Origin of the sequence: Streptococcus sp. 263_SSPC (genome assembly GCF_001071995.1) — a bacterium.
Taxonomy (GTDB): domain Bacteria; phylum Bacillota; class Bacilli; order Lactobacillales; family Aerococcaceae; genus Granulicatella.
Genome location: NZ_JVNU01000025.1, coordinates 83,448 through 110,305, shown reverse-complemented (window position 1 = coordinate 110,305; position 26,858 = coordinate 83,448). Strand labels below are relative to the sequence as shown.

Annotated in this window: 27 protein-coding genes, 1 pseudogene and 1 riboswitch; of the genes and pseudogenes, 22 read left to right on the top strand and 6 right to left on the bottom strand. The window is 43.0% G+C overall.

Annotated elements, in window-relative coordinates; all coding sequences use genetic code 11:
* Positions 1–432: 432 nt before the first annotated feature.
* From lacD to ADH02_RS03065, 4 genes are read right to left on the bottom strand one after another with little or no spacing between them, the layout of a single operon-like run.
* Positions 433–1,437 (bottom strand): tagatose-bisphosphate aldolase, encoded by a 1,005-nt coding sequence (gene lacD, locus ADH02_RS03080; protein ID WP_048782523.1) that lies wholly within the window; start codon positions 1,435–1,437, stop codon positions 433–435.
* 30 nt (positions 1,438–1,467) lie between these two features.
* Positions 1,468–2,622: an N-acetylglucosamine-6-phosphate deacetylase gene (gene nagA, locus ADH02_RS03075; RefSeq protein WP_048782521.1), complete on the bottom strand. Its 1,155-nt coding sequence runs from the start codon at positions 2,620–2,622 to the stop codon at positions 1,468–1,470.
* Between the two features lie 27 nt (positions 2,623–2,649).
* Positions 2,650–3,816, bottom strand: a complete 1,167-nt coding sequence (locus ADH02_RS03070; protein WP_048782519.1) for an SIS domain-containing protein — start codon at positions 3,814–3,816, stop codon at positions 2,650–2,652.
* A gap of 20 nt (positions 3,817–3,836) precedes the next feature.
* Positions 3,837–4,565: a GntR family transcriptional regulator gene (locus tag ADH02_RS03065; protein WP_048782517.1), complete on the bottom strand. Its 729-nt coding sequence runs from the start codon at positions 4,563–4,565 to the stop codon at positions 3,837–3,839.
* A gap of 275 nt (positions 4,566–4,840) precedes the next feature.
* On the opposite strand from ADH02_RS03065, the gene sdaAB reads away from it, so the two are divergent.
* Genes sdaAB through msrA form a run of 3 tightly spaced genes read left to right on the top strand, consistent with a single transcriptional unit; the run spans position 4,841 to position 6,975 of the window.
* On the top strand, positions 4,841–5,518 hold the full coding sequence (sdaAB, locus tag ADH02_RS03060) for an L-serine ammonia-lyase, iron-sulfur-dependent subunit beta (RefSeq protein WP_048782515.1): 678 nt from the start codon (positions 4,841–4,843) through the stop codon (positions 5,516–5,518).
* A 21-nt stretch (positions 5,519–5,539) separates the two neighbouring features.
* Positions 5,540–6,442 (top strand): L-serine ammonia-lyase, iron-sulfur-dependent, subunit alpha, encoded by a 903-nt coding sequence (sdaAA, locus tag ADH02_RS03055; RefSeq protein WP_048782513.1) that lies wholly within the window; start codon positions 5,540–5,542, stop codon positions 6,440–6,442.
* Between the two features lie 11 nt (positions 6,443–6,453).
* Complete coding sequence (gene msrA, locus ADH02_RS03050) at positions 6,454–6,975, top strand: peptide-methionine (S)-S-oxide reductase MsrA (RefSeq protein WP_048782511.1); 522 nt, start codon at positions 6,454–6,456, stop codon at positions 6,973–6,975.
* 257 nt (positions 6,976–7,232) lie between these two features.
* Here msrA and ADH02_RS03045 read toward each other — a convergent pair whose 3' ends face one another.
* Positions 7,233–8,399, bottom strand: coding sequence for an aminotransferase class I/II-fold pyridoxal phosphate-dependent enzyme (locus ADH02_RS03045; protein WP_048782509.1), 1,167 nt, complete (start codon positions 8,397–8,399; stop codon positions 7,233–7,235).
* 257 nt (positions 8,400–8,656) lie between these two features.
* Between ADH02_RS03045 and mnmE the strand changes: the two genes are divergently transcribed.
* From mnmE to ADH02_RS03020, 5 genes are all read left to right on the top strand, one after another.
* Positions 8,657–10,045 (top strand): tRNA uridine-5-carboxymethylaminomethyl(34) synthesis GTPase MnmE, encoded by a 1,389-nt coding sequence (gene mnmE / locus ADH02_RS03040; RefSeq protein WP_048782507.1) that lies wholly within the window; start codon positions 8,657–8,659, stop codon positions 10,043–10,045.
* A 324-nt stretch (positions 10,046–10,369) separates the two neighbouring features.
* The gene (locus ADH02_RS03035; RefSeq protein WP_048782504.1) at positions 10,370–10,846 is read left to right on the top strand and encodes an NUDIX hydrolase; all 477 of its coding nucleotides are present in this window, start codon (positions 10,370–10,372) and stop codon (positions 10,844–10,846) included.
* 10 nt (positions 10,847–10,856) lie between these two features.
* The gene (gene mnmG, locus ADH02_RS03030; RefSeq protein ID WP_048782583.1) at positions 10,857–12,755 is read left to right on the top strand and encodes a tRNA uridine-5-carboxymethylaminomethyl(34) synthesis enzyme MnmG; all 1,899 of its coding nucleotides are present in this window, start codon (positions 10,857–10,859) and stop codon (positions 12,753–12,755) included.
* Between the two features lie 10 nt (positions 12,756–12,765).
* On the top strand, positions 12,766–13,479 hold the full coding sequence (rsmG, locus tag ADH02_RS03025; protein WP_048782502.1) for a 16S rRNA (guanine(527)-N(7))-methyltransferase RsmG: 714 nt from the start codon (positions 12,766–12,768) through the stop codon (positions 13,477–13,479).
* A gap of 17 nt (positions 13,480–13,496) precedes the next feature.
* Positions 13,497–14,183: a hypothetical protein gene (locus ADH02_RS03020; protein ID WP_048782501.1), complete on the top strand. Its 687-nt coding sequence runs from the start codon at positions 13,497–13,499 to the stop codon at positions 14,181–14,183.
* Between the two features lie 490 nt (positions 14,184–14,673).
* Here ADH02_RS03020 and ADH02_RS03010 read toward each other — a convergent pair whose 3' ends face one another.
* Complete coding sequence (locus tag ADH02_RS03010; protein WP_048782499.1) at positions 14,674–15,675, bottom strand: nucleoid-associated protein; 1,002 nt, start codon at positions 15,673–15,675, stop codon at positions 14,674–14,676.
* Positions 15,676–15,761: 86 nt separating this feature from the next.
* Here ADH02_RS03010 and ADH02_RS03005 point away from each other — a divergent pair, with 86 nt between their 5' ends.
* The 14 genes and pseudogenes from ADH02_RS03005 (at position 15,762) to glmM (ending at position 26,722) form a co-directional block, all read left to right on the top strand.
* A complete protein-coding gene (locus ADH02_RS03005) occupies positions 15,762–16,301 on the top strand; it encodes a methylated-DNA--[protein]-cysteine S-methyltransferase (RefSeq protein WP_048782498.1) in 540 nt (179 codons plus the stop codon).
* A complete protein-coding gene (locus tag ADH02_RS03000) occupies positions 16,291–17,268 on the top strand; it encodes an aromatic acid exporter family protein (protein ID WP_048782496.1) in 978 nt (325 codons plus the stop codon). Before ADH02_RS03005 ends, ADH02_RS03000 begins: the two co-directional genes overlap by 11 nt.
* Before the next feature lie 167 nt (positions 17,269–17,435).
* Complete coding sequence (locus tag ADH02_RS02995; RefSeq protein ID WP_048782494.1) at positions 17,436–17,996, top strand: sigma-70 family RNA polymerase sigma factor; 561 nt, start codon at positions 17,436–17,438, stop codon at positions 17,994–17,996.
* Between the two features lie 43 nt (positions 17,997–18,039).
* Positions 18,040–18,180: a hypothetical protein gene (locus ADH02_RS09510; protein WP_160312858.1), complete on the top strand. Its 141-nt coding sequence runs from the start codon at positions 18,040–18,042 to the stop codon at positions 18,178–18,180.
* 104 nt (positions 18,181–18,284) lie between these two features.
* Positions 18,285–18,329: riboswitch (PreQ1 riboswitch) on the top strand.
* 5 nt (positions 18,330–18,334) lie between these two features.
* A complete protein-coding gene (locus tag ADH02_RS02990) occupies positions 18,335–18,844 on the top strand; it encodes a QueT transporter family protein (protein ID WP_048710722.1) in 510 nt (169 codons plus the stop codon).
* A gap of 96 nt (positions 18,845–18,940) precedes the next feature.
* Positions 18,941–19,579, top strand: coding sequence for an MBL fold metallo-hydrolase (locus tag ADH02_RS02985; RefSeq protein WP_048782492.1), 639 nt, complete (start codon positions 18,941–18,943; stop codon positions 19,577–19,579).
* Between the two features lie 11 nt (positions 19,580–19,590).
* Complete coding sequence (locus ADH02_RS02980) at positions 19,591–20,373, top strand: TatD family hydrolase (RefSeq protein WP_048782490.1); 783 nt, start codon at positions 19,591–19,593, stop codon at positions 20,371–20,373.
* Positions 20,370–20,888: pseudogene (rnmV, locus tag ADH02_RS09585) on the top strand (ribonuclease M5); the annotation flags it as partial. The gene ADH02_RS02980 and the pseudogene rnmV, both read left to right, overlap by 4 nt.
* Before the next feature lie 39 nt (positions 20,889–20,927).
* Positions 20,928–21,797, top strand: a complete 870-nt coding sequence (gene rsmA, locus ADH02_RS09580) for a 16S rRNA (adenine(1518)-N(6)/adenine(1519)-N(6))-dimethyltransferase RsmA (protein WP_048782581.1) — start codon at positions 20,928–20,930, stop codon at positions 21,795–21,797.
* Positions 21,798–22,119: 322 nt separating this feature from the next.
* Positions 22,120–22,386, top strand: a complete 267-nt coding sequence (locus ADH02_RS02970; RefSeq protein WP_048711185.1) for a metalloregulator ArsR/SmtB family transcription factor — start codon at positions 22,120–22,122, stop codon at positions 22,384–22,386.
* 1 nt (position 22,387) lies between these two features.
* The gene (locus ADH02_RS02965) at positions 22,388–23,041 is read left to right on the top strand and encodes an SdpI family protein (protein ID WP_048782486.1); all 654 of its coding nucleotides are present in this window, start codon (positions 22,388–22,390) and stop codon (positions 23,039–23,041) included.
* Positions 23,042–23,475: 434 nt separating this feature from the next.
* Positions 23,476–24,321: a diadenylate cyclase CdaA gene (gene cdaA, locus ADH02_RS02960; RefSeq protein WP_048782483.1), complete on the top strand. Its 846-nt coding sequence runs from the start codon at positions 23,476–23,478 to the stop codon at positions 24,319–24,321.
* Positions 24,314–25,348, top strand: a complete 1,035-nt coding sequence (locus ADH02_RS02955; RefSeq protein ID WP_048782481.1) for a CdaR family protein — start codon at positions 24,314–24,316, stop codon at positions 25,346–25,348. Before cdaA ends, ADH02_RS02955 begins: the two co-directional genes overlap by 8 nt.
* A 21-nt stretch (positions 25,349–25,369) precedes the next feature.
* Entirely contained in the window at positions 25,370–26,722 is a 1,353-nt protein-coding gene (glmM, locus tag ADH02_RS02950; RefSeq protein WP_048782479.1) for a phosphoglucosamine mutase, read from the top strand.
* The last annotated feature ends 136 nt before the right edge of the window (positions 26,723–26,858 follow it).

Genomic DNA, 26,858 nt, shown 5'->3' with positions numbered 1-26,858 from the left:
CTATTTTGTCCATTTCGTTTTCTTTCCCCCACAAAGTTGAATAGGGACGAGCGAGTTACATGTAGCGAAGCTCGTTCCATTCAACCACTGTGCAAAGGGGACGTAGGAATAAAATTCCGTACGTCCCCTTTGAGGCTTTAAAGGCGAGAGACCTTAGGCTCGAGCCGGTGCCTCATCCTTGTATCTCTCACCCTTCCTCTGCAATCCATGGTTAGAAGAAGTAAATAATGTTGAGTGTTGCGAAAAAAACACCTAGGATTCTATACGAGTAGTAGTCGCGAGTGTACTCGATGCGAATTACAGACTCAGGAAATGAAATTTCCTAGAGTCTGTTTGAGGCTCGAGAGGTCTGAGACCTTGGCTCAGACCGGTACAGCCATTACTACTCGTATGAGAAAATCCTAGGTGTTTAGAAGAGCAACGCTCTTTAAATTATTTTACTTCTGCACGATCTAACCATGGAGTTGCAGTTTCATCTAAAACAACATTAAGGTCCTCGATGTTCTTACGTCCTTGGTTTTCCAACCACGCACGACCAGCTTCTTCCCCTTCAGTCGCAAATACAGATACAGCATCTTTCCATGTTGCACGACCACATAACACACCATTGAAAGTAGAACCAGCTTCTTTAGCAAAGCGTAGAGTTTCTTGGAATAATTCAGCAGAAACACCAGCACTTAAGAAGATGAATGGTAGGTCAGTAATTTCAGATTGTTCTTTGAATAAACGTAAAGCTTCTTCGCGAGTATAAACAGGTTCAACGCCTTCTTTAGTGAAGCCTTCTACGAAGTTCATGTTTACTGGAACTTCTACTTTTAATACGTCAACGTTGTAACGTGGGTCAGAGAAGACTTTCATTGCGTCGTTTACTTTATGAGGTTTCACTTTTGCGTATGCAGCTGATTTCACATCGTCGTCACTTGCTTCGTAAGAAACGATTTCTAAGAAGAATGGAATATCTTCTGCCACACATTCGCTACCAACACGTTCTACCCATGCATGTTTGATGTCGTTGATTGCTGGATCTTCGTCAATATCATAGTATAAAAGAACTTTAACAGCGTCAGCGCCTAATTCTTTAATGCGTTTTGCAGACCAAATTGGAAGTAAGTCTGGTAAGCGGCCGATTTCAGTTGCATCGTAACCAGTTTTTTCGTAAGAGATTAAAAGTCCGCAGTCTTCGTGGCGTAATTTTGCAGCTGGAAGACCGTATTCAGGGTCTAAAAGGATTGAAGAAGAGAATTTTGTTAATTCTTCAGAGACTAATTCTTTGAAGCGGATGATGCCTTCGTCACCTTTTACATTTGGATTTCCTGCAGCAATCATTTTTTTCAATGAACCACGTTGGTCAATTGCTAAAGCACCGATGACATGGTTTTTGTTTGAAAGTTTTACTAAGTGATCATATTTTCCTTTTGTTAATACTAATTTTGACATAATAACACTCCTTTAGTTGTTTTTATTTTATTAAGCTTCGAAATAGGACTTACCGTCTAAGTAAGTCGCTTTGAGTTGTAAATCATCGTCTAATACGATGAAGTCCGCTGCGTACCCTGGGTCGATGCGTCCGCAAACGTCGTCGATACCGACTGATTTTGCAGGAACAAGGCTAGCCATTGTAATAGCTTCGTGTGGAGTCGCAATGCCCCATTTCACAACGTTTTGAACCCCTTGGATGAGTTCTAGGATACTTCCAGCAAGGCTGCCGCCGTCTTTTAATCGAGCCGTACCGTCTTTTACGATAACAGGGAATTCTCCAAGCATCGATTCGCATTCGCCCATACCGCCAGCACGCATGCAGTCTGTAATAAGGGCTACATGGTCGTGACCGCAACATTTCATCACGATACTTGCGCTCACTGGGTGGACGTGGTGACCGTCGCAGATGAGTTCGTCGAATACGTTTGGCAATGTGAGAGCCGCGCCGACAACACCTGGTTCGCGGTGGTGTAAGCCGCGCATTCCGTTGTAAGTGTGAACGAAGATATTCGCACCGGCTTCAACGGCGTTTTTACAATCTTCGTAAGTGCCATCTGTATGTGCAAGAGCTACATAGATGTCTTTTGTTTTCGCGTGTTTGATGAAATCAACGACACCTTCACGTTCAGGCGCAATCGCGATTTTCTTCACCCAACCGCCAGCGCGTTCTTGCCATTCATCCAAGATTTCAGATTTAGGGTCGCCCATGTATTTAGGGTTTTGCGCGCCTTTGTATTTTTCGCTAAAGAATGGACCTTCTAGGAAAATCCCTCTGATTTTAGCGCCGCCAAGTGTTGTGGCGTTATCGCCGACTGTTTGGCAAACATCCGCTAATAATTCGCGAGATGCGGTTAAGGTTGTTGGTAAGTAAGAAGTAACCCCGCAGGAAGGAAGTCCTTCTGAAATGGTACGAAGTGCTTCTACGTCGTTATCCATGACGTCAGCGCCTTTGAATCCGTGGATATGTGTATCTACAAGACCTGGGGCAATTTGATAGTTGCCGTAGTCGATTACAGTAGCGCCGCTTTCTGGTTTTTCAGTTTGAAAGGCTCCGAAAGTCCCATTGTCTAAGATTGGTAAGTACCCTGGGCCTTTCACTTCGTCTTCAAAATAAAATGCTTTTGCATAAATATAAGTTGTCATAGGATCATCTCTTTTCAATAAAGTTATTTATGCTTCTAATGGGTGAATCGTTACTCCTTTAACGACACGGTTCACAGTGCCTGTTGGTGAAGGAGTGTCTGGTTTGTTTCCAACTTTGATAGAAGAAAGTAGAGAAACCGTTTGTCCAAATACCGCATATGGAAGTGCAAGATAAGCATCTGGAACGAAACGATAGTCTTTATCGAAGCTGAAAGATAGACCTTCAAAGTCGCTTTCTGCATCCACTCCAACCGCAAGAACAAGGCGTGCAATTTGGTCGCCGTGTAATTCGTTTAAGATATCGATGTCGTATTGACGCGTATAGTCGTCGTTCGATACGAATACGAAGGCTAGAGAAGAGCCGTTTACGAATGATTTAGGACCGTGACGGAATCCCATTGAAGAATCGAACGCTGTTGCGATTTGTCCAGCAGTCAATTCAAGAATCTTCAATTGAACTTCGCGAGCAAGGCCGCTAAGTGAACCAGAACCTAAGTAAATCACACGGTTGTAGTCTAAGTTTACGTAATGTTGAATCACGTCTTCACGTTCGAGGACGCTTGTACCCATTTGACGGATGGCTTTCACGAAGCCTTCTTTTTCTTCAAGTGAGTGTGCTTCGTCGAATACAAGAAGCGCTGTAAGAGTCATACATGTGAAGCTTCCTGTCATCGCAAAACCAGCGTCGTTAGAGCGGTCTGGCATCATTAAGAGTAAGTTGTTTGTATCGTCTTTAGCAGCAATGGCTAATTTTCCTTCTGGCGCACAAGTGATGGTGATTTGATAGAAGTCACGCACGATTTGTTGGCCAAGTTGCACACTGGCAAGACTTTCTGGTGAGTTCCCGCTACGTGCAAATGAAACAAGCACTGTAGGAATTTCTGCTTTGAAGTAGTCATGTGGATTACTTACAAGGTTTGTTGTTCCGACAGATTGGAAATCAAAACGGTCCTCATTTCCTGTACGTTTTAAGTAAGGAAGAATCGTATCTCCCACATATTGTGATGTACCCGCACCTGCGAAAATCACGCGAAGGCGACCTTCAGGTAAGTTGCTTAAGAAAGCAGTGATGCGTTCTAAGTTTGCTTTGTAGTAATCAAAAGCTTCTTTCCACAATTCTGGTTGTTGGCGAATTTCGCGCGTTGTAATTTCTGCAGATAAAGCTTCTAATTGACTAGTTGAAAATTGAAACATAATACCCTCCAAATATTTTTTTAGTTGTTTGTACGATAGTGTCTTACTTTGTAGAAGAATTGGTCGCTTCTGGCAACACTAATCGTATATTCGATGATGCGATTTTCAGGATTTAATGTAGTTCGCATAAACCGTAAACAAGCGCTGTGCGGGTCCACATCCAAGACTTCCGCTTCTTCCGGCGTGAGAATGCTCGCTGAGAATTCTTCGTCGGCGTAGTGGATTTGCTGATTAAAATCATTCGCAAACACTTCATATAAAGATTGGCCTTCTAACTGAGTCTTCGTTAATGTTTTGAAGACGTCGTATGGTAAGAAAGTTGTTTCTTTCATGAGTGGAATGCCATCTGCATACCGAATGCGTTTCAGACGAAAGAGCTTGTCACCAGCTTCGATTCCAACGAGTGGAGCGATAAATTCATCGGCTTCGTAACAATCCAACGAAGTAATTTTCGTGGAAGGGACCTTGCCGAGTTCCTTCATCTGTTCCGTGAAACTGTAGCCTTCCAGCAAGTTTTGGCGTTCTTTCCATTGCGTTGAAATGAACGTGCCTTTTCCATGACGCTTATAAATATATCCAAGCGTCTCCAATTCCTTCAACGCTGTTCGAACGGTGGTGCGACTGACATTATAGACTTTTGTAATTTCGCGCTCCGAAAGCATTTTTTCGTGTGCCTTTCCCTTGGTCTTAATGAAGTCGATCAACGCTAAACTCAGTGTTGAGTAGAGCGGAGAAGGTTTGGCTACCATATCGGTTCCTCCTTTCGTAAAAAACTCTTCCACAACTGGTCACTACCAGTTAATACCATTGTAAGTTTTTTTTACGCTTTCGTCAATAGCGTTTGCCGAAAAATAGAGGGATTATGCGGAGTTTCAACCGAATTTGTCAAAATGTAATGTTAAGTGAATTTCCGAAAGTTGAAAAGAAGCGAAAAAATAGCCTTTATAGATGGAATAAGATCAAAAATAATTTACATTGAAGGCGTATACTGATACGATAGTAAAGCAAAGAAAGGAGTGCCGACATGGAAGGAAATAAAGTACAAAATTATAAGAGTTGTTTTGATATTATTGGTCCGATTATGGTAGGTCCTTCTTCTTCACATACTGCTGGAGCGATTGCGATGGGTGCTCTTGCGAGACAGTTGTTCGGTGGCACACCAAAGAATGTGCGATGCGACTATTACGAATCATTCTCCGAAACGCATAAGGGACACGGAACGGATTTTGCGATTATTAGCGGAATTTTAGGCTTTACGACAGATGACGAGCGCGTGCCGCGTGCCGTTGAGATTGCTGTATCCCAAGGGATGCATATTGAATTTGTCGAGCGAAAAGAACCAAGCCCTGTGAATCACGCCAATACTGCGGATTTGACCTTGAGCGACGAGAAACGTACGATTCGCCTCATTGGGACCTCTGTTGGTGGCGGAGCAGTGGAAGTGAAGTACATCGAGGTGGATGGCTTTAAGATGGATCTTTCAGGTCCGCTTCCGGTTTTACTTGAAGTGGTTTCTCTCGGGGAAATGCCTGTTCTCTACAATTTACTACATGAGCATGGCATTACCATTTCAAAACAACGAGTGGAAATGACAGAAGATAGCCAAATGATGGGATATGAGCTTGCTGATTTATTATCCCCAGAATTAAAAGAACAAATACAAACATTAAGAAAAACGCATGACATCTATATGTTTGCGTGATGATAAGGAAGGAAGTTTGCAATGTTTTCGACCATTAAAGAATTGGTAGCATTAGCAACAGAACAAAAGAAGCCCATTTCGGAAATCATGATTGAACAAGAAATGGAAATGACCCAGCAAAGTCGTGAGTACATCTGGGAGAAAATGGAAAAAAACTTACAAACGATGAAGAACGCCGTTGAACGAAGCGTGGAAGGAGAGGGTGTGTTCTCTCCAACAGGCTTAACGGGTGGCGATGCGTTGAAGATGAAGAAATATCGTGAACGTGGGAAAACATTGTCGGGCGATAGTATTCTAGCGGGGGTACAATACGCGCTTGGAACAAATGAAGTGAATGCTGCGATGGGGCTTGTATGTGCAACGCCGACAGCAGGAGCGAGTGGAACCTTACCGGGCGTTGTGTTTTCGATTGCCGATACGATGAACTTGAACCATGAACAACAAGTACGTTTCCTCTTCACTTCGGCAGCCTTCGGGATGGTCGTAGCCAATAACGCGATGATTGCCGGAGCGACAGGTGGATGCCAAGCCGAAGTCGGAAGTGCCAGTGCGATGGCCGCAGCCGCAGCCGTTGAAGCAGCCGGTGGAACGCCGCAAGAGAGTTCCGAAGCCTTTGCGACAGCGCTTGGGAATTTATTAGGACTTGTTTGTGACCCTGTAGCCGGTCTTGTAGAAGTGCCGTGCGTGAAGCGAAATGCGATTGGTGCAGGGAATGCGTTGATTGCCGCAGACATGGCGCTCGCAGGAATTACAAACGTGATTCCAGCCGATGAAACCATCGAAGCGATGCGCAGTATCGGGGTGAGAATGCCACGAGAACTCCGTGAAACGGGACTCGGTGGAACGGCAGGCACAAGAACAGGGATTGCGATTAAGATGCGCATTTTCGGGGAAGATGTTTCCTTGAACCCGGAACAAGAGTAGGAGGAATACACATGGCAAAAGAAATTGCTACATTTGCAGGAGGCTGTTTCTGGTGCATGGTGAAGCCATTTGACAGCCAACCAGGAATCGAGTCTGTGATTTCAGGATACACAGGCGGCCACAAAGAAAATCCGACATACAAGGAAGTATGTAGCGGAACAACAGGACATACAGAGGCCGTGCAAATCACGTTCGACCCAGAAGTATTCCCTTATGAAAAACTCGTAGAAGTCTACTGGCAACAAACGGACCCAACGGATGCAATGGGACAATTCGTGGACCGTGGAGATTCATACCGACCAGTTATCTTCTATCATTCAGAAGAGCAAAGAAAGATTGCGGAAGCTTCCAAAGCAGCCTTGCAAGCCAGCGGACGATTCAAAAAAGATATCGTGACAAAAATCGAGCCTGCAAGCACGTTCTATCCTGCAGAAGAATATCACCAAGATTTCTACAAGAAGGATCCAGAACACTATAAACGTTACCGCGGACTTTCAGGTCGCGACACTTTTATCGAAAGTATTTGGAAATAAGCAAAAGAGCTAAAATTATCATATATGATAATTTTAGCTCTTTTATTTGTTATTCAACTTCAGTATATTGTTTTTATCAATCGGAATGTCTTATTAGAGATTGGCTCATGAAAAAAGTTTCAGAATGAAAATGAACATGTAATTACCAAATATGGTAATTACATGTTCCGCCTCTACATTTTTTAAATAAAAACGATATAGTATATAAACTATAAAGCAAAAAAAGACCATATATGGTTTTTTTCGCCTTCCAAATATTAGATGTTTGCTAAGTAAGTTGTTAAACGAGCGACAACTTCTTTTAGGTTTTCCATTGAAGCAGCGTAACTGAAACGAACATAGCTTTCGCCACCAGGTCCGAAAGATACCCCTGGAATCAACGCTACTTTTGCTTTTGGAGCAAGGTCACGAACGAATGCCCATGAGTCAGTACCGCATTTTGCAGGAATTTTCGCGAATAAGTAGAAAGCCCCGTCAGGACTTGCGACTTCGAAGCCAAGTTTCTTCAACTCAGCAGCAAGGTAGTCACGACGTTCGCTATATTCAACCATCATTTTCGCGCAGTCATCTTGGCCGTGTAACATCGCCGCAAGCGCTCCGTATTGCGCAAAGCTTGTTGGAGCTGTCACCATGTATTGGTGAGTTTTTACGACTTCGTTCATGAAGTGTGTTGGTCCTAAGATGAATCCGATACGCCATCCTGTCATCGCGTGTGATTTTGATAAACCAGTGATGACAATCGTTTGGTCCGGTAAAATATTCGCAAGAGAGTAGTGAGTCTTGTCGTATGTTAATTCTGCGTAGACTTCATCGCAAAGCGCCCATAGTTGGTGCTCTTTAATCACTTCAGCTAAGTCTTCTAATTGTTCTTTCGAATAAGTCACGCCTGTTGGGTTACTTGGGTATACAAGAACAACCGCTTTGAAGTTTTTGTCTGGGTTTGCTTCGATGGTTTCGCGTAATTTGTCGGCTGTTAAAACGAAGCCGTCGTTACTTGTGTCCACCGTAATAAAGTTCCCTTGGTTCACCAATGTGATTGGCAAGTATAGCGGGAAGACTGGTGTTGGCACGATGACTGTGTCGCCAGGGTTTAAGATGGCTTGTAAGCTAGCGTTAATCCCTTCCGTTGCCCCGATTGTTGTGATGACTTGGTCCGCTGTGTAATTGAAATTAAATTTCTTGTTGTAATACTCAGCCGCAGCTTGTCGTAATTCAGGAATCCCTGAGTTTGGTGTGTAGTGTGAGTGATTGTCTTTAATCGCTTGGATAGCCGCCTCTTTAATATGCTCAGGCGTGTCAAAGTTTGGCTCTCCAAGAGTTAATTTGATAATGCCAGGAATTGTAGAAACTTCTGCGTCGAATTGACGAATATCAGAAACTGCAATGCCTTCTACGATTTTGTTAAATGGATGTTCTACTGTCATAGGAATCCTCCTTTATATTCATAGGAAAATTGTATCTTGTTTTGAGAAAGAGTGCAATGAGAAGTATAGAATTTTAAAAAGAAAATAAAAAACGCTGGGAATTTATCCAATCTGCCTTTCTGCCTATGAATTCTAAGGAAAATAGTGTATAATCTCTTTGAGAATATCGGTTAGCAGTCAAAGTGCGAGCCACCCTAGAAAAGGAAGGGGTGGAGTGTGCACTTTTTTTGTGCAATGAAACGGAAGTGAGGGATAGTATGCAGACAGAATTTGATACCATTGCGGCGATTTCAACGGCTCCTGGAGAAGGGGCTATCGGGATTGTTCGTATTAGTGGGGATGATGCGATTCGCATTGCCGACGAAGTGTATCGATTGAAAGACAAACGATTAAAAGAACAGCCAAGTCATACGATTCACTATGGGCATATCGTGGATCCAAAGAACGATGAAGTCATTGATGAAGTGATGGTGACGGTACTTCGCGCGCCGAAGACGTTTACGCGTGAGGATGTTGTGGAAATCAACTGTCACGGTGGGATTGTGGCGATTAACCGCATCTTACAACTCGTTCTTCGCATGGGAGCACGCCTGGCCGAGCCTGGTGAATTTACAAAACGCGCCTTCTTGAATGGACGTATCGACTTGTCGCAAGCAGAAGCCGTGATGGATTTGATTCGTGCGAAAACGGATAAATCGATGCAAATGGCGATGCGCCAACTCGACGGAGAACTCTCGAAGTTAATTCAGAATTTACGACAAGAAATCTTAAACACCTTAGCGCAAGTGGAAGTGAATATCGACTATCCGGAATACGACGATGTGGAAGAAATGACCTTGCAACTGTTGCGCGAGAAGACGCAGCAAGTCTCACAAGGAATTCGTGCGTTGCTAAACACGGCAAGCCAAGGAAAAATCTTGCGTGACGGCTTGAAGACAGCCATCGTTGGACGTCCAAACGTAGGGAAATCGAGTCTATTGAATGTGTTATTACGCGAAGAAAAAGCCATCGTAACGGATATCGCTGGAACGACTCGTGACACGATTGAAGAGTACGTGAATGTTCGAGGCGTGCCGCTCCAGCTGATTGATACGGCGGGAATTCGTGAAACGGATGACGTTGTTGAACGTATCGGGGTGGAACGAAGCCGTAAAGCGTTAAATGAAGCGGATTTCGTGCTCTTGATTTTAAACCAAAGCGAAGAGTTAATGGACGAAGACCTCCGCTTATTAGAACAAACGAAAGACTTCAAACGCATTATTTTATTAAACAAGACAGACCTACCAACGAAAATCGATATGGATAAGGTCAAAGAATTCGCGACAGATAGCGAGATTGTTACAACGTCCATGCTCAAAAAAGAGGGCATCGACCAATTGGAAGAAAAGATTGCCGATTACTTCTTCCAAGGACAAATGAACGAGCGCGACGCAACGTACTTATCAAACACGCGTCATATTGCGCTTCTTGAAAAGGCAGAACAAGCGTTGCAAGAGGTGGCGAATGGGGTCGACATGGGCATGCCCGTGGATTTAATCCAGATCGATTTTACCCGCGCTTGGGATCTCTTAGGCGAAATCACAGGCGACACTGTTCAAGACGAGCTGTTAACACAATTGTTCAGCCAGTTCTGCTTGGGTAAATAGAGCTAAAACTTCAATTCTTTACGGATATCTTCATAGTAGCGGTAATGGGGCATCGGATTGAGCCTTACGTCTCAATTCCTACCAAGCTTCAAACTGACTCTACGGGGTACACCCTAGAGTCAGTAATTCACATTGGTTGCTATTCCCCATTACTGCTACTATAGAATCCAAAAGAATTTCCGTTTTATCTCTTTGCTAAGACAGAACAATAGAACGAGTGAACGCTCGTTATTCGAGCGCTGTGATGTTCCCTAAGGTTCGGGCGCATCTGTAAAGAATTGAAGTTATAACTCTTTCAACAAAAGGCACAAGGAGGAAATGCTGATGACGAAGCTAGCGACCATTTGTTATTTGGACAATGGCAAAGAATTTTTACTGTTATTACGCAACAAGAAGCCAAACGATGTCCATGAGGGCAAGTACATTGGCGTTGGTGGCAAGCTCGAAGCAGCAGAGACTCCAGAAGAATGTGCCGTGCGTGAGATTATTGAAGAAACAGGACTGCAGGCTACGAAGATGGAGATGAAAGGAATCATCACCTTCCCGGAATTTACCCCAGGGCACGATTGGTATACGTATGTGTTTCGTGTGACGGAGTTTTCAGGAGAGCTGATTGATTCGCCAGAAGGGACACTGGAATGGGTTCCTTACGATGAAATCCTCCAAAAACCGTCTTGGGAAGGAGACCGCATTTTCCTAGAGTGGATTTTAGGAGAGGAACCGTTCTTTTCTGCGAAGTTTAATTATGAAGCAGGCGAATATGTTAGTCACAAAGTAGAATTTTATGGAGAAAGAAAGTAAAGGAGAGACTATGGTAACAACTTACGAAGCTGGAAATTATGATGTAGTTGTCGTCGGTGCAGGACATGCCGGCAGTGAAGCGGCGCTAGCAAGTGCACGTATGGGCGCAAAAACATTATTACTTACAATGAATTTAGAAATGGTGGCCTTCATGCCATGTAACCCATCTGTAGGGGGACCTGCAAAAGGGGTTGTTGTGCGTGAAATCGATGCTCTTGGGGGCGAGATGGGTCGCAACATCGACAAAACGTATATTCAAATGCGTATGCTCAACACTGGGAAAGGCCCTGCCGTACGTGCCTTACGTGCGCAAGCGGATAAGCATTTATACGCGCAAGAAATGAAGAAGACAATCGAAAAACAAGATAACTTGGATTTACGCCAAGGAATTGCGGAAGAATTGATTGTTGAAGATGGCGTATGTAAAGGAGTTATCACGAATACAGGTGCCATCTACCGTTCAAAAGCGGTTGTCTTAACGGCCGGAACGTCTTCTCGTGGTCAAATTATTATCGGTGAATTGAAATATTCATCGGGTGCCAATAACTCACAACCATCGATTAAATTATCAGAGAACTTACTCGAATTAGGCTTTGAATTGGCGCGTTTCAAAACAGGGACTCCGCCACGTATCAAAGGCTCATCGATTGATTATAGTAAAACAGAAATTCAACCAGGGGATGACACGCCGAACTTATTTAGTTTTACATCCAAAGACGAAGACTACCGCTACGACCAAATTCCTTGCTGGTTAACGTATACGAATGAAGGGACGCATGAAACGATTCGTGAGAACTTACACCGTGCACCGATGTTTACAGGGATTGTAGAAGGGGTCGGCGCGCGTTACTGTCCATCGATTGAAGATAAAATTGTTCGTTTCAGCGATAAGCCTCGTCACCAAATTTTCCTAGAGCCAGAAGGAGAAAATACGGAAGAGGTCTACATTCAAGGGTTATCGACTTCGCTTCCAGAAGATGTGCAAATCAAAATGATTCGTAGCGTGGAAGGGTTGGAAAATGCGGAGATGATGCGTACGGGTTACGCCATCGAGTACGATGTGGTCGTGCCGCACCAATTGAAAAATACTTTTGAAACAAAACTTATCCAAAACCTATTCACTGCCGGACAAATGAACGGAACGAGTGGATACGAAGAAGCAGCGGGGCAAGGGCTTTACGCTGGAATTAATGCCGTGCGCAAGATTCGCGGAGAAGAGCCATTTATTCTTGGCCGAAGCGATGCGTATATCGGCGTATTGGTGGATGATTTGGTCACAAAAGGAACGACAGAACCTTACCGTCTATTGACCTCTCGTGCGGAATATCGTCTCTTACTTCGTCATGACAATGCGGATTTACGTTTAACAGAAAAAGGACGCGAACTTGGACTGATTGACGATGAACGTTATGCCAACTTCCAAGCAAAACAAGAAGCGATTGAAGCCGAAATCAAACGCATGCAATCGATTCGCTTGAAGCCAACTGCCGAATTACAAGCGTTCTTGGCAGAAAAAGGATCTGCGGAATTGAAAGACGGCATCCTTCTAAGCGACTTGTTGAAACGTCCAGAATTAAGCTATGACGAATTAGTAGGCTTTGCCGGTGAAACGGTAGAAGTCTCTCGTGAAGTGAAAGAACAAGTAGAAATCTCGATTAAATACGAAGGCTATATTGCCAAAGCAATTGAAAAAGTGGAGAAATTAAAACGGATGGAAGCCAAACGTATTCCAGCTAATATCGACTATGATGCGATTAATGGACTTGCGACCGAAGCGCGTCAACGTTTGAAATTAATTCAACCAGAAACAATTGCGCAAGCAAGCCGTATTAGTGGGGTGAACCCAGCCGACGTATCGATCTTGATGGTCTATATCGAACAAGGAAAGATCGCGAAAGTGCAAGAATAAGGAGGCGCGTATGAAACCAGAAGAATTTTATCAAAGACTCCAAGAAGTGCATGGGATTACATTATCAGATGTACAAAAGAAGCAGTTCGACCAATATTTTCATCTATTAGTGGAATGGAATGAGAAGATGAACTTAACGGCGATTACGGATGAAGAGGGCGTGTATTTAAAGCATTTCTATGATTCATTGGCGCTTGGATTCCATCATGAATTGACAGACCAATCGCTTTGCGACGTGGGTGCGGGTGCAGGATTTCCAAGTATTCCGCTAAAAATCGTCTTCCCAGGCTTGAAGGTGACGATTGTGGATTCGTTGAATAAACGCATTACATTCTTGAATACATTAGTGGAGACACTTGGGTTAAAAGACGTGCAGTGTTTCCATGACCGCGCTGAAACTTTTGGGCAAAACAAGGATTTCCGTGCATCGTTTGATGTGGTGACTGCTCGTGCCGTTGCCAAACTCAGTGTATTGAGCGAATTTTGCATGCCGCTCGTGAAAAAGCAGGGGTATTTCCTCGCGTTAAAAGCAGCGCATACGGAAGTGGAGTTGGAAGAAGCGAAAAAAGCCATCGCGATTCTTGGCGGGAAAGTAGAAGGGGATGTCTCTTTCGACTTGCCATATGAAGGCGGAAACCGTCACGTTGTCACGATTTTAAAGACGAAGGAAACACCGAATAAGTATCCAAGAAAACCAGGTCTCCCATTGAAGAAGCCGTTATAGCCAAAGGAGGAAGAACGATGAAAAGAGCCAACTTAGGAATGATGACGTTACTAGCACTTGTATTAGGTGCTTGTGGAAATGGACAGACGAAGGACTCAGGAGCCGAGAAGTCACAAGTGACGCAAGGAGCAACCACGGCAGAAGTAACGACGCAGACTACGACAACCGTTGCGCCTAAACCAGATAATAAGGAATTGTATGCGAAAGTCTTCGAAGATATCCGTACCGTAAAAGAACTAGGCGCTGATGTGGCTGGAAAACTCAATGTACCGCTTGAATATTGGGCGGCCAACAGCTTGAATAAGCAAAAAGATTCGCTGCAATATTTATTCTATGACATCAACGACGATGGAGTGGATGAATTGTTTATCGGACATACTGCAAACGGCAAACCATTCACGGTCGTGGCGTACTACTTAGATGGCAAGACTCCAAAAATCTTGCATCAAAGTTACGTTGCCGAAGCGGGTGGAGCTAGAAGTGCCTTTAGTTTCTTCAAAGGCGGATTGCTCTACACAGTTGAATTCTTGTCTGGAACAGGAAATGGAGATGCTAAAGTGTTCAAACTGGAACCAAAAGGAGCAGGGTTGACGCTAGTAAATGCTTTGAAATTCGAAAAAATGCAATTCAAACTAGAAGACCTAGGATTGAAGCAAGAAGATACCATCGATTTAACAAAGATGGATTGGAAAGAGTTTAAATAATCAAGGAACTGCTAACACAGGAGATTAGCAGTTTTTTTATTCCATAAAAGTGAAATAACATCTCAGCATCTTGATTTAAAATAAGTTTGTGATAAAATTAACTTGAGGAAATGAAGATAGTTTTGTGAATGGTGTACTTGATGGGAGATGAAAGAATATGTTCCTAAAAAAACTATGGCGATATCTCTGGGAGGATTTACCATCTAGAACAGTTTGGCAACCTTTAATGATACAATTCTGTTTAGAAATGGGACTATTCTTTTCAGGAGTTTTTTCTAAGGATATGCAAGCGCAATATTGGATAGTAACATTTGCTTTAGTTAAACTTGCTAAATTATATTCGAATAAACCAGTTACTAGAATGTATTTTTATACGGAGTATTTCGGAATTTTTTGGTTTTTAAATAGACAATAATGACAAAAAGCTTTCTGCCTCAGATTAGTTGAGGTAGAAAGCTTTTTTATTAGAAATAATAATAGAATGGGCGCACTACGCGTTAAATTTATTTAAGATACTTTCGATATTTTTGATGAGTACCGAAACAGAGCCGTCTGGATTGTTGATGAATTCGACCATCTCCTTGTTTTCGTAGATTTCACTTGGAATGGTAATCTCGATTCCGTTGTCGAGTTTGAATTTTTGCTTGCTATATTTGCGTTCGTATTTTGGCACGTTCGTTACGGCGATTTTTTCTGGAACGCGTTCTTCGGTGATGGCCAACTGTGCGGCTTCACGTGCGAGCGGTTTTTCCTCGAACACCTTGTCGAAGATGGCTGCGGCGTCGATTTCGTCCTGTTCTTCGAGCTGGTGGAAGATGGCTTGTTGCGTCGTTGCCAGCGCTTTGTACGGTTCCTCATCGTGTTTTTTCGCGATATGAGTGACCGTTTTTTTGATTTCCTTGATTTGCTCTTTCGTTGTGACTGGCACCGTGATTTCTAAGAATTTTTCAGAGAAATAGGCAGTCTTTTGGCCTTCAATCACTACTTTTTTCTCGATTAAGTGGTAGTTTCCGTTTGATAAATCCACGATGAAAGCTTCCGAAGGTTTTTGCGTCGCGTTTGGCAAAATAGCGTGATTTTGTAAAATCGTATTGCTAACGGCTTCGCCTTCGTAATCGACAAAGTGAGTGACTTTTGAACTGTAATCGAGGCGAATCATTCCAAAGAGGGTGCCGCCTGTATCGCTTGTTCCTGTAAAGAATAAGTAGTCTGCTGGTCCGATTTCTTCTGCTGGAGCAATCAGAGCAAAGAGCTTATCGGCTAACTGTTGCGTCTTTTCTAAGAAAGAAATGCCTTCGTCTGCCAAATACCCAAGAAGCGGTTCGTCTGCAGCCAATTGACCGATATGCGGGTCGCCTTTTTTGATTTTATCCACGAGTTTTGTAATGTATTCAATGAGAAATGGGTCGCCCAGTTGCAGTGGGGCTTGTGATAAGAGTAAGTTTCCTGAATTTTTATCTAAAATATGTAAAACGGCTTCGTTAATGAGCATGAATGTGTTCCTTTCCTATTTCATTCGATAGAAAATATTATATAATAGAAAAATAGATTTGTAATGAAAAACGAGGGGAGTGCGCCATGGCGGTTTTAACGAAGATAGAAACACCATTAGGAACCGTAATTGCATCCAGTGACGGTCAGTCGTTGACGGGATTCTGGTTTGCAGGGCAAAAATACGAGTGCGCCTTTGTGGAAGGCCCAGTATGGGACGATTCGTTGCCGTTGTGGAAGAATGTGAAACAGGCGCTGGAGGACTATTTCCAAGGAGTGGGCGATGTAACTTCAGCCGTGCCAATTGCATTTGTAGGAGGGACAGCCTTTCAAAAAGCGGTGTGGGCCATTTTAACAGAAATTCCCTATCAAACCGTGTGGACGTATAAAGACGTGGCCGAACGTGTCGGTGAAAAGCTAGGACGAAAGACTTCCTCGCGTGCGGTGGGGACAGCCATCGGAAGAAACCCCGTCAGTCTTTTTGTACCGTGCCACCGCGTCGTAGCCACAACAGGAGCATTAACAGGCTATGCAGGAGGCGTGGAGCGAAAACGCGCGCTCCTAACGCTTGAAGGACATTGCGTAGTAAAAGATAGAGTCATGAAAGGAGAAAGGCATGAAGCTTAAAATTGCTAAGGTCATTGTATCGGCATTTGTGGCGCTACTTGTGGCACAGGCCCTTCAGTTATCGACACCATCCGCAGCAGCTATTATTGCGATTCTTAGTGTCATGGACACGAAGAAAGTTTCGCTTGCGGCAACCGGTCAAAGGCTTGCGGCAGCCGTTTTAGCGCTTGTGATCGGAATGGGGATATTCGCTGTTTTTGGATTCGACGTGACGAGTTTTGGTTTGTATCTTCTTTGCTACATTCCTTTAGCGTATCTTTTAAAAGTGGACATCGGCGTGGCGCCGAGTACCGTCCTTGTGATTCATCTTTGGACGCAGCAACAACTCACTTTCGAACTTTTTGTCAATGAACTCTTGCTGGTCACCATTGGGGCCGGCGTGGCGATTTTACTGAACTGGTATATGCCGTCGTATCGCCAAGAAATCGAACGTGTCCGAGAGGAAATCGAGGATAAAATGCGTGAAGTTCTCTTGAAGATGTCGGGATTCCTGACGATTGGAAATGGAAAAAATGATGGCGAAGTGCTTCAGTTGTTGAAGGAAAAGTTGAGCGAGGCACGCGAATATGTGCGCCTTGAAGCGGAGAATCATTTAACCAAAGAAGTGACTTACGATTATCAATATTTCGAAATGCGCCGCGATCAAAGCAAGCTCTTGGAAATCATGGCTGCTAACTTAAACGAGTTCCGCTGGGACGGAGAAGAGATGGCGATTCTGTCGGGGATGTTTAAACAGACCGCACAGCAGTTAGCAGAACAAAATACGGCGAGTCAATTAATCGATGACATTGAAGACTTGTTGGAACAATTTCGCGAACGGCCACTACCACAAACACGTCGTGAGTTCGAAAAACGTGCGCAATTGTATCAGTTATTACGCGATTTGAAACGATTTGTACAATTGAAAGTCGATTTCTTCCAAACGTATGGTGTTCATTATTTCAAGAAGGTCGGAGAAAAGGAATAGGTCTTATAGCTCTTTGAATACGGGGCAGGAATTTATCCGGCGTGGGCTTTTCAAAACAAACGATTCAAACAATTCATCTTTAACCTTGTTTTTCTATGAGAAAGACAAGGTTTTTTGTGTATTTAGGCGGATATACTAGAGCTGACATTAAATTAGGAGGATAAATTATGGAAGGAAAAGGGTTAGCAGAGGTTGTACATTTAGCAAAGGAGGATGAAGAGGAAGCAATCACCGAATTATTGCGGCGTTTTGACCCATTGATTATGAGCATTCATCACCATTATTTTTTTCATGAAATGGATCAAGACGATTTTGCGCAAGAGGCTCGTATCATGATGCTTCGGGCGGTTCATAAATACGATGAGAATCATGCCGTCTCGTTTGCAGGCTACTACCAGCGTTGCCTGAAGAATCTAGCAGTGGAGTGCCTGCGTAGGGAACACCGGCAGCGGCTTATTCCACACGAGTTAGTCGTTCGCGGGGAAAAGGCGGAACTCGCATTGCTCTCGGCATCGGTGGATTCATGCGAACGGCAAGTGCTTTTGCATGAAGAGGCGGAGGAATATTTCCACCACCTTTCCCGCTTTGAAAGAGATGTATTTTTAGGAGTATTGGACGGTGCGACCTTTGAGGAGATGGCGGACCATTTCGATAAATCGGTCACGTCCATCAAGGGAGCTCACAAGCGGTGCAAGAAGAAATTCAAAGACTATATTGGAGAAGGGTGACAGCTTTTATGGTAAGATAAAGGCGAAAAAGGAGGTTTGAGTAATGGATGATTTAAAAAAGAACGAAATGAATGACTTTAAGGATGAAGAAGTAACCATTCAAGACTTGTTTGCAGAGTATGAGGGAGAACCTACAGCCGAAAAGGTAACATTATTTGAACCTGTAGGAAGAGAAAAATGGTAAGAAAGCATGGAGCAACTGGAAAATCATTCTGTTGCTCTATTTTTTAATGCTATGACTACCAATCTGAAACGGTTTGTAGTACAATAGCTCGTGGCGATTTTTTTGCCGATGAGGTTCGAAACCATCCCTCAATAAAAAACTAGGAGGCAGTAACATGCAAAATAAAAAAACAAAATTGATTGTCATTAACGCAATCGTCGCAGCGCTATATGTGGTCGTAACATCTTTAACAGCATTTATGTCATTTGGAAATATTCAATTCCGTATTGCGGAAATGTTGAACCACTTATTCGCTTTTGACAAAAAATACGGGATCGGTGTGGTTGCCGGTGTATTACTTGTCAACTCAGTATTTATGTCAGCGTCTGGTCTAGGTTGGTATGACTTAGTATTCGGATTAGGACATTCTATTGTTTCATTCGCTATCAGCGCATTGATCTTCAAATCAGTGAAAGACGTTAAAACACGTATGTTTGTTTTAGCAGGTGTCTTCAGTGTGATGATCTTCTTAGTAGCGATTGAATTGAACTTAGCGCTAGAATTACCATTCTGGTTAAGCTATGGCGAAACATTCTTTGGTGAAATCGTCGTATTATTAGCGGGTATTCCGTTGATGACGGCATTAAACAAAGCCATCGATTTGAAAAAATTAATCAATGATTAATCAACAGACGTCCGAGCATGATGCTTGGGCGTTTTTTGATTGCAAGAACTCACTATTTTATGTAGAGTTAAGAGGAGACCTAAAGGAGGAATACAAATGGAGTTATTAAGCATTCCAGTAGGACGTTTAGAAGAAAATGTCTACTTTTTAATTGATGATAATAAAGAAACAGTGATTTTTGATCCAGGTGCACAAGCCGAGGACATCAAAGAACTAATTAAAGAAGAAGGATTGAAGCCTGTAGCGATTGTGTTAACGCATGCGCACGGAGACCATATCGGAGCCGTTGACGCGCTTCGTGAAGAGTACAATATCCCAATGTATATGAATGAGTTGGAGAAAGTGTTCTTACACGATCCAGAATTGAACCGTTCATACTACTCTGGCGAAAATATCACAGTGAAGCCAGCGGACGGTTATTTCCCTAAAGAAATGGGCAAATGGAAAATCGGAAGCTTTGAACCAGAATTAGCACACATTCCAGGGCACTCTCCTGGTGGAACCATCTTTATTTTTAGAGAAAATGGATTCGTCATCGGTGGAGACGTGATGTTTAAAGGCAGCGTTGGACGTAGTGATTTCCCATACGGAAGCCATAAAGAATTAATGGAAGGCATCCACAAATACCTATTGCCATTACCTGCGGAAACAGTGATTTTCCCAGGCCACGGGGAACCAGCAACGCTAAAAGATGAAATTGCGACAAACCCATTCTTAAATGGCGCAACAAGATAAGAGGCGAAATTATGATTTTTGATACGCATACGCATTTAAATGTATCTGCGTTTGAAGGTGAAGAAAAAGAGGTCATCGCGCGTGCAAAGGAATTAGCCGTGACGCGCTTTGCGGTGGTGGGATTCGATACGGATACGATTACGCGTAGTCTGGAGCTTAGCGAGGAGTTCAAAGAAGTGGTTTCGATTATCGGATGGCATCCAACCGAAGCCTATCGATACAATATTGAAATCGAAGAGTGGCTGCAGGAACGCTTGACACATCCGCAAGTGGTCGCGATGGGGGAAATGGGTCTAGATTATTATTGGAAAGATTCAACGCCCGAGGAACAAGACAAGGTGTTCCGTCGCCAAATCGCGATTGCTAAAGAAATGAAATTGCCGATTGTGATTCATAATCGCGATGCGACAGAAGATTGCTACAAGATTCTAAAAGAAGAAGGTATTCAAGACATCGGGGGCATTATGCATAGTTATAATGGCGACGTGGAATTTATGAAGCGTTTCTTAGATTTAGGCATGCATATTTCCTTTAGCGGTGTGACGACGTTCAAAAATGCGCCGCAAGTACGCGAATGTGCAAAATTAGTTCCATTCGACCGTATGTTAGTGGAAACCGATGCACCGTATTTAGCGCCCGTGCCTTACCGTGGAAAGAGAAACGAACCTGGCTATACGCGCTATGTCGTTGAAACGATTGCTAAAGAACGCGGCCTTACTTGGGAAGAAGTGGCGGCCCAAACAACACAGAATGCCATCAAGCTATTCCGTATGGAAGAAAGAGGCTTGCTATGAATCCAGTCATTGTCGTAGAAGGGCGAGACGATACAAGACGCTTGAGAGAAATCTATCCGGATATCGAGACGATTGAAACAAACGGTTCTGCGATTGACGAAGAAACGATTGCGCTCATTCAAAAGGCGCTTCAAACGCGTGAAGTGATTGTGTTTACGGACCCTGATTATCCTGGAACTCGTATTCGCAACATCATTCAAGAGCGCGTACCAGGCGTGAAACATGCCTTTATCGAACGCGAAGAAGCCGTCAGAAAAGACAATCATAAGAGTCTTGGGGTGGAACACGCGAGTACCGAAGCCATCCAGCGAGCGCTTGAATCGGTGCATGAGATTTCAACAGAAACAGGAGAACCAGTGATTTCGCAGGCAACACTGATGGCGCTAGGGTTTATCGGACGACCAGATTCAGCAACGAGACGTCAAAAGGTGGCGGATTTTCTAAAAATTGGCCATACGAATGGAAAACAGTTCTCGAAAAGATTACAATTATTTGGTATTACAGAAGAACAATTAAGGGCGGCACTCGAGGCTGTCTTAGAAAATGAGGAAAAAATGAATGAAATAAAGGATATCGCGACGCCGAAAAGAACGCGCGAGATTATGGAACGTCATGGGCTAACGGTAAAGAAGAGTCTAGGGCAAAATTTCCTAATTGAACCGAATATTTTAACGCGTATGCTAGAGGTGGCAGGAGTCGACAAAACGACAAATGTTATTGAAATCGGACCAGGGATTGGTGCATTGACCGAACGTCTAGCAAGAGAAGCTAAACAAGTGCTGGCGTTTGAAATCGATGGCCGTTTGTTGCCGGTGCTCGATGAAACATTGGCCCCATACGATAATGTAACGGTGGTTCATAGGGACATCTTGGACGTCGACTTAGAGCAAGTCATTGGAGAACATTTCGACATTAACGAGCCATTATTAGTCGTGGCCAACTTGCCGTACTATATTACAACGCCTATCATTATGAACTTATTGGAATCGAAATTGCCTATCGATGGTTTTGCGATGATGATGCAAAAGGAAGTGGCGCAACGAATGACGGCTGAGCCAAATTCGAAGGCATATGGATCACTGACGATTGCGATTCAATACTTCTGCGAGGCAAGCATTGGATTTATCGTGCCGAAGACGGTCTTCAATCCAGCTCCGAATGTGGATTCTGCGATTTTAGTATTGAAACGTCGCGAAAACCCACTCGTGGAAGTAAAAGACGAAGCGAAATTCTTCGCGCTCGTGAAAAACAGCTTCGTGCAACGTCGTAAAACGCTCTGGAATAATTTAGCCAAAGCTTACGTTGGAAATGGCCATACAAAAGAAAGCTTAGCTGCTGCATTAGAAGCTGCAGGTATTGACCCATCAAGACGCGCCGAAACACTGACGATTGAAGAGTTCGCCCGCTTAAGCGACGCACTTTAATTTAAGAGAATAACAAATTTAAAAAGATGATACCGAAGGAACTTACGGATTTTATCATCGCAGTAATGCGAAAGGGTATCGAATGTGAATTACGCGGAGTAGGGATTGTCCCTTACTCCGCGTTTGAAGCTTCGAAGGTGAAAGACGAAGGCTTGAACCGGTACAACATTACAGCGATGATAAAATAATCCGTAAGAAACCGAAGGTGTCATCTTTTACAAGCAAAGTTATTAAAAAATATTTTTAAATAACTATTGCTTTTTATGAATCGCAAGAGTATACTCTAATTAAAGATAAATTTAAATAGAAAGAAGATGAGATCATGGCAGTGAACGAAGTAATGGCCGCTCTTTCTGATGAAACGCGTCGCCAGATTTTGGAAATCCTGCGAAAAGGGAAGACCAACACCGGTGACCTTGCCACGATGATTGGGATGACGCCGCAAGCTTTATCCTATCACCTTAGAAAGCTAAAAAACGCTGATTTAATCTACGAAACACGCTATAAAAACTTTATTTATTATGAATTGAATTTGACTGTACTGGACGAAGCGATTGTATGGATCAATCAAATTATTGGGGGAAAATAACATGGAACAAGTAAAACAATTTAAAAAATATGCCTATCTCGCATTGATGTTCGCACCACTCGTTGTATCACTCTTTGTGGTATGGTTCTTACCTGAAACGATTGTATCGCGCATGGACATAGCGGGAAATGTGACGGCAACAGCAAGCAGATTCTCAATCTTTCTCTTCCCAATTCTTGTAGCGATTCTTGGGTTTGGGATTCGTGTTGCGAGCTCATCTCCAAAACTAACAGGGGGCAATGTGAGAACAGCTCGCTCGATTAGCTGGATTCTTTTACTATTATTGAACGTCATTGCGTACTTCCAATTCTGGTTATACCTAGGCGGAATGACAGTCGGCGCGCAAATGAGCCGTTTCCTAACATTTATTCTAGGGGTATTCTTTATCCTTGTTGGAAATCTAGCGCCAAAAATCAAAGAGAATTCAAAACACTTCGGATTCCGTGCTTCATGGTTGAAAAACAATGACGTAGCCTTCCGTAAAACGCAACGTTTCTTCGGGATTGCCTCTGTAGTGGCAGGTATCCTTATGATGCTTACAGGAATCTTCATGGGAAATAATGTTGCCATCCTTGTCGCAACGATGATTATGATTATTTTAATCGCAGTGACGGGTGGATATTCTTACTACATTGCGAATGTTGAGGAAGTATAAAAGAAAATAAGCGTTCATCTTGAAAAGGATGAACGCTTATTTTCTTTTATTCTAGACCTCCTGTAACTGTCTTAGGTAATTTCCAAACATATCATTGTAGAGAGTGTCTGTGATTAATGAGTTAAAAGATAGTAAATGGTGCTTCCTACAAAATAAGTGAGCAAACCTAAAACTCCAGCAAAAATATATCCTTTACGATCGTCTTTCATTATAGATCCTCCTTTTGAATGGATGTTATTTTGTAGTGGTATTTCAAGCTCAGTCTAACATATGTAAGCGTTTTTGTAAATTATTATTTTCCGAATTCTGTGAGAACATTTGCGTTTTAACTCACTTGTTTTTTATTGTTATATTAATAATCGTGCACTTTTTAGTTTAGGTGCTATCTGTGCTATAATAGAAAGGTACATATTGGTGGAAGAGAGGTTAACTTTATGCAAATAAATTGGAACAGTTTATTTTCATGGGGGAGTTTTCGCAATCTGATTGATATTCTGATTGTGTGGTATATACTCTATAATATTTTAGTCATTATTAAAGGAACTCGTGCGATTAACCTAATGAAGGGAATTGCGGTAATCGCAGCCATTAAGTTTATTAGTTTCTTCCTAGGCTTAAACACCTTGGACTGGATTATGAACTTCGTGATTCAATGGGGAGTTGTAGCGGCACTAATCGTTTTCCAACCGGAAATTCGTCGCGGGTTAGAGCACATCGGTCGTTCGAACTTCTTCTCTCGTAAATACGAAAGTGCTAACGAAGCAGAAGTCATGATTTCCGAATTGAATACAGCGATTCAATATATGGCGAAACGTCGTATCGGGGCGTTGATTTCGATTGAACAAGGTAACTCATTGGAAGAGTTTATCAATACAGGGATTCCGATTCATTCAGATATCTCGAATCAGTTGATTACGAATATTTTCATTCCAAACACACCGCTTCACGATGGGGCAGTAATTATTCGTGACTACAAGATTGCAGCAGCAGCGTGCTACTTGCCACTTTCTGAGAATAAAATGATTCCGAAAGAATTAGGAACGCGTCACCGTGCCGCAATCGGACTTAGTGAAGTGAGCGATGCGATTACAATCATCATTTCTGAAGAAACGGGGAAAGTCAGCGTTGCGATTCGTGAGAAATTACACCGCGAGTTAAGTTCAAGCGAATTAGTTGCCGTTCTATCTGAACAGTTAGTGGTTGAAGACCAAGGAGATGCAGAACCAACGATTGTCCGTTGGGTCCGTGACTTCTTCAAAGGAGGTCGTACAAATGGCTGAATGGATGAATCGTAAATCATTCTTACTAGTGATGTCGTTTATTTTAACCATCTTCCTATTCGCGTTAGCAACGGATGCAAATGGGGGCTTGCGGTCATCATCATTAAATCCACAATCAAGTTCAAATACGATTACGAATGTACCCATCTATGTGGATATCAATAGTGATGAATATGCCGTAACAGGATTACCTGATTCTGTTGCGCTACGTCTGGAAGGCCCAAATAGCTTAATTTTAAGCACAACAGGCAATGGTACCTATCGTGTGAAGACGCCTAATTTGTCTGAATTAGGAGAAGGAAAACATACGATTACGTTGGAAGTGACAGGATTACCGACAGGAGTTCATGGAATCGTGTCTCCAGAAACAGTAGAAATTAACATCGAAAAAATCACAACGAAGGAAGTTCCAGTTGTCGTGAAGGCCGATGCTTCAAGTATTGGAAATGGCTATCAAGTCGGCGAAGGAGTCGCTTCACCAGCCACTGTAACGGTGAAAGCAGCAACATCCATCGTGAACCAAGTGGATAAAGTAGTCGCAAATGTGGCGATTCCTGAAGGAACGAAAACAGACTATACGACTACGGCTCAATTACAAGCGCTCGACGCAACAGGCAAACCTGTAGCGGTGAAAATTGATCCAGAACGCGTGCAAGTTCGCGTGCCAATTTCATCGAGTCAAAAGACGGTTCCGTTAATCTTAACAACGACAGGGAAGTCACCAGGCTATTCATATTTATTGAATTCTACTACTAAGCAAGTTACAATTTTAGGAGCTAAATCGAGCTTAGACCAAATCACGGCTATCCCTGTAGTGGTGGACGTGAGCAATATTACGCAGTCGACAACGAAAACAATTACGTTGACGCTGCCTTCAGGGGTGCATAGCATTTCACCTGAAACTATCGAGGTTACAATTACGGTGACAAATAACAGTTTAACAGCGACAGAAGCGTCGACTACACAAACTGTTACAACAGAAGAACCGGCAGAAACCACAAAAGAACAAACAACACAAGCCCAATAACGGGTGAAGGAGAACAACACAATGGGGAAATATTTTGGAACAGATGGCGTTCGCGGAGTAGCGAATGCAGAATTAACACCTGAATTAGCATTTAAACTAGGTCGCTACGGCGGTTACGTTTTATTGCAACAAGCAGAAGGAAACGCACATCCACGCGTATTAGTGGGTCGTGACACTCGTATTTCAGGTCAATTATTAGAGCATGCTTTAATCGCAGGATTACTTTCTGTAGGGATTGAAGTCATGCAACTTGGAGTCATTCCAACTCCAGGTGTTGCGTATTTAACACGTATGCAAGGGGCTGTAGCTGGGGTTATGATTTCAGCGTCACACAACCCAGCGCAAGATAACGGAATTAAATTCTTTGGTTCAGACGGTTTCAAATTAACCGACGAAACTGAAGCACAAATCGAAGCATTATTAGATGCTGAGGAAGACACATTACCACGTCCTTCTACAGATGCATTAGGAACAGTGGATGAGTATTTAGAAGGAACATTGAAATACAGCCAATTCCTACAAAATACAGTGGATTCATTATCAGGCATGAAAGTCGCTTTAGACGGTGCAAACGGAGCAACGGCTTCAATGTTAACACGTCTATTCGCTGACTTAGACACAGACTTCCACACAATGGGAGACAAACCAAACGGCGTGAACATTAACGATGGCGTTGGATCAACACATCCAGAAGCATTAGTGGCATTTGTGAAAGAAACAGGCGCAGACCTTGGATTAAGCTTCGATGGAGACGGCGACCGTTGTATCGCAGTAGATGAAAATGGCGAAATCGTTGATGGCGATAAAATCATGTTCATCCTTGGTAAACATTTCAAGAACCAAGGAACGCTCAGCAAAGATACAATCGTATCAACTGTAATGAGTAACTTAGGTTTCCATAAAGCGGTAGAAGCGGAAGGCATGGTTGCTCTTCAAACAGCTGTAGGTGACCGTTACGTTGTTGAAGAAATGCGTAAAAACAACTACAACTTCGGTGGAGAACAATCAGGACATATCGTTATCCTTGATTTAAACACAACAGGGGACGGCTTACTTTCAGGAATTCAATTAATGAATGTAATGAAACAAACTGGTAAATCATTAAGCGAATTAGCAAGTGAAGTAACAACTTACCCACAAGAATTAGTGAACATCCGTGTGAGCGATAAAAATGGCGTGATGGAAGTTCCAGCGATTAAAGAAGTCATCGATGCTGTTGAAGCAGAAATGGCAGGAAACGGACGCGTTCTTGTACGTCCAAGTGGTACAGAACCGCTTGTTCGTGTCATGGTGGAAGCCCCAACAGATGAACTCGTTCACGACTACGTAACACGTATCGCTGACGTTGTTCGCAAAGAAGTTGGAATCGACTAATTTTTAGAATCCAAATATAAAATAAGAGAGCTTTGAAAAAAGCTCTCTTTTTTTGTTAAGGTAAACCACTTGATTTTAAAAAGAACAATTGATACAATGTAAAACGTAATTATTTCGATTTAGAAAGAAGAGAAGA

Coding starts and splice junctions, on each gene's coding strand:
- ADH02_RS09510 (WP_160312858.1), top strand. CDS start 18,040: ATGGATGATTTAAAAAAGAACGAAATGAATGACTTTAAGGATGAAGAA.
- rsmA (WP_048782581.1), top strand. CDS start 20,928: ATGAATGAAATAAAGGATATCGCGACGCCGAAAAGAACGCGCGAGATT.
- sdaAA (WP_048782513.1), top strand. CDS start 5,540: ATGTTTTCGACCATTAAAGAATTGGTAGCATTAGCAACAGAACAAAAG.
- mnmG (WP_048782583.1), top strand. CDS start 10,857: ATGGTAACAACTTACGAAGCTGGAAATTATGATGTAGTTGTCGTCGGT.
- ADH02_RS03020 (WP_048782501.1), top strand. CDS start 13,497: ATGAAAAGAGCCAACTTAGGAATGATGACGTTACTAGCACTTGTATTA.
- ADH02_RS02990 (WP_048710722.1), top strand. CDS start 18,335: ATGCAAAATAAAAAAACAAAATTGATTGTCATTAACGCAATCGTCGCA.
- ADH02_RS02985 (WP_048782492.1), top strand. CDS start 18,941: ATGGAGTTATTAAGCATTCCAGTAGGACGTTTAGAAGAAAATGTCTAC.
- ADH02_RS03070 (WP_048782519.1), bottom strand. CDS start 3,816: ATGTTTCAATTTTCAACTAGTCAATTAGAAGCTTTATCTGCAGAAATT.
- ADH02_RS03005 (WP_048782498.1), top strand. CDS start 15,762: ATGGCGGTTTTAACGAAGATAGAAACACCATTAGGAACCGTAATTGCA.
- ADH02_RS02965 (WP_048782486.1), top strand. CDS start 22,388: ATGGAACAAGTAAAACAATTTAAAAAATATGCCTATCTCGCATTGATG.
- ADH02_RS03000 (WP_048782496.1), top strand. CDS start 16,291: ATGAAGCTTAAAATTGCTAAGGTCATTGTATCGGCATTTGTGGCGCTA.
- ADH02_RS02995 (WP_048782494.1), top strand. CDS start 17,436: ATGGAAGGAAAAGGGTTAGCAGAGGTTGTACATTTAGCAAAGGAGGAT.
- ADH02_RS02970 (WP_048711185.1), top strand. CDS start 22,120: ATGGCAGTGAACGAAGTAATGGCCGCTCTTTCTGATGAAACGCGTCGC.
- ADH02_RS02980 (WP_048782490.1), top strand. CDS start 19,591: ATGATTTTTGATACGCATACGCATTTAAATGTATCTGCGTTTGAAGGT.
- ADH02_RS03010 (WP_048782499.1), bottom strand. CDS start 15,675: ATGCTCATTAACGAAGCCGTTTTACATATTTTAGATAAAAATTCAGGA.
- glmM (WP_048782479.1), top strand. CDS start 25,370: ATGGGGAAATATTTTGGAACAGATGGCGTTCGCGGAGTAGCGAATGCA.
- ADH02_RS02955 (WP_048782481.1), top strand. CDS start 24,314: ATGGCTGAATGGATGAATCGTAAATCATTCTTACTAGTGATGTCGTTT.
- rsmG (WP_048782502.1), top strand. CDS start 12,766: ATGAAACCAGAAGAATTTTATCAAAGACTCCAAGAAGTGCATGGGATT.
- msrA (WP_048782511.1), top strand. CDS start 6,454: ATGGCAAAAGAAATTGCTACATTTGCAGGAGGCTGTTTCTGGTGCATG.
- nagA (WP_048782521.1), bottom strand. CDS start 2,622: ATGACAACTTATATTTATGCAAAAGCATTTTATTTTGAAGACGAAGTG.
- cdaA (WP_048782483.1), top strand. CDS start 23,476: ATGCAAATAAATTGGAACAGTTTATTTTCATGGGGGAGTTTTCGCAAT.
- mnmE (WP_048782507.1), top strand. CDS start 8,657: ATGCAGACAGAATTTGATACCATTGCGGCGATTTCAACGGCTCCTGGA.
- sdaAB (WP_048782515.1), top strand. CDS start 4,841: ATGGAAGGAAATAAAGTACAAAATTATAAGAGTTGTTTTGATATTATT.
- ADH02_RS03065 (WP_048782517.1), bottom strand. CDS start 4,565: ATGGTAGCCAAACCTTCTCCGCTCTACTCAACACTGAGTTTAGCGTTG.
- ADH02_RS03045 (WP_048782509.1), bottom strand. CDS start 8,399: ATGACAGTAGAACATCCATTTAACAAAATCGTAGAAGGCATTGCAGTT.
- lacD (WP_048782523.1), bottom strand. CDS start 1,437: ATGTCAAAATTAGTATTAACAAAAGGAAAATATGATCACTTAGTAAAA.
- ADH02_RS03035 (WP_048782504.1), top strand. CDS start 10,370: ATGACGAAGCTAGCGACCATTTGTTATTTGGACAATGGCAAAGAATTT.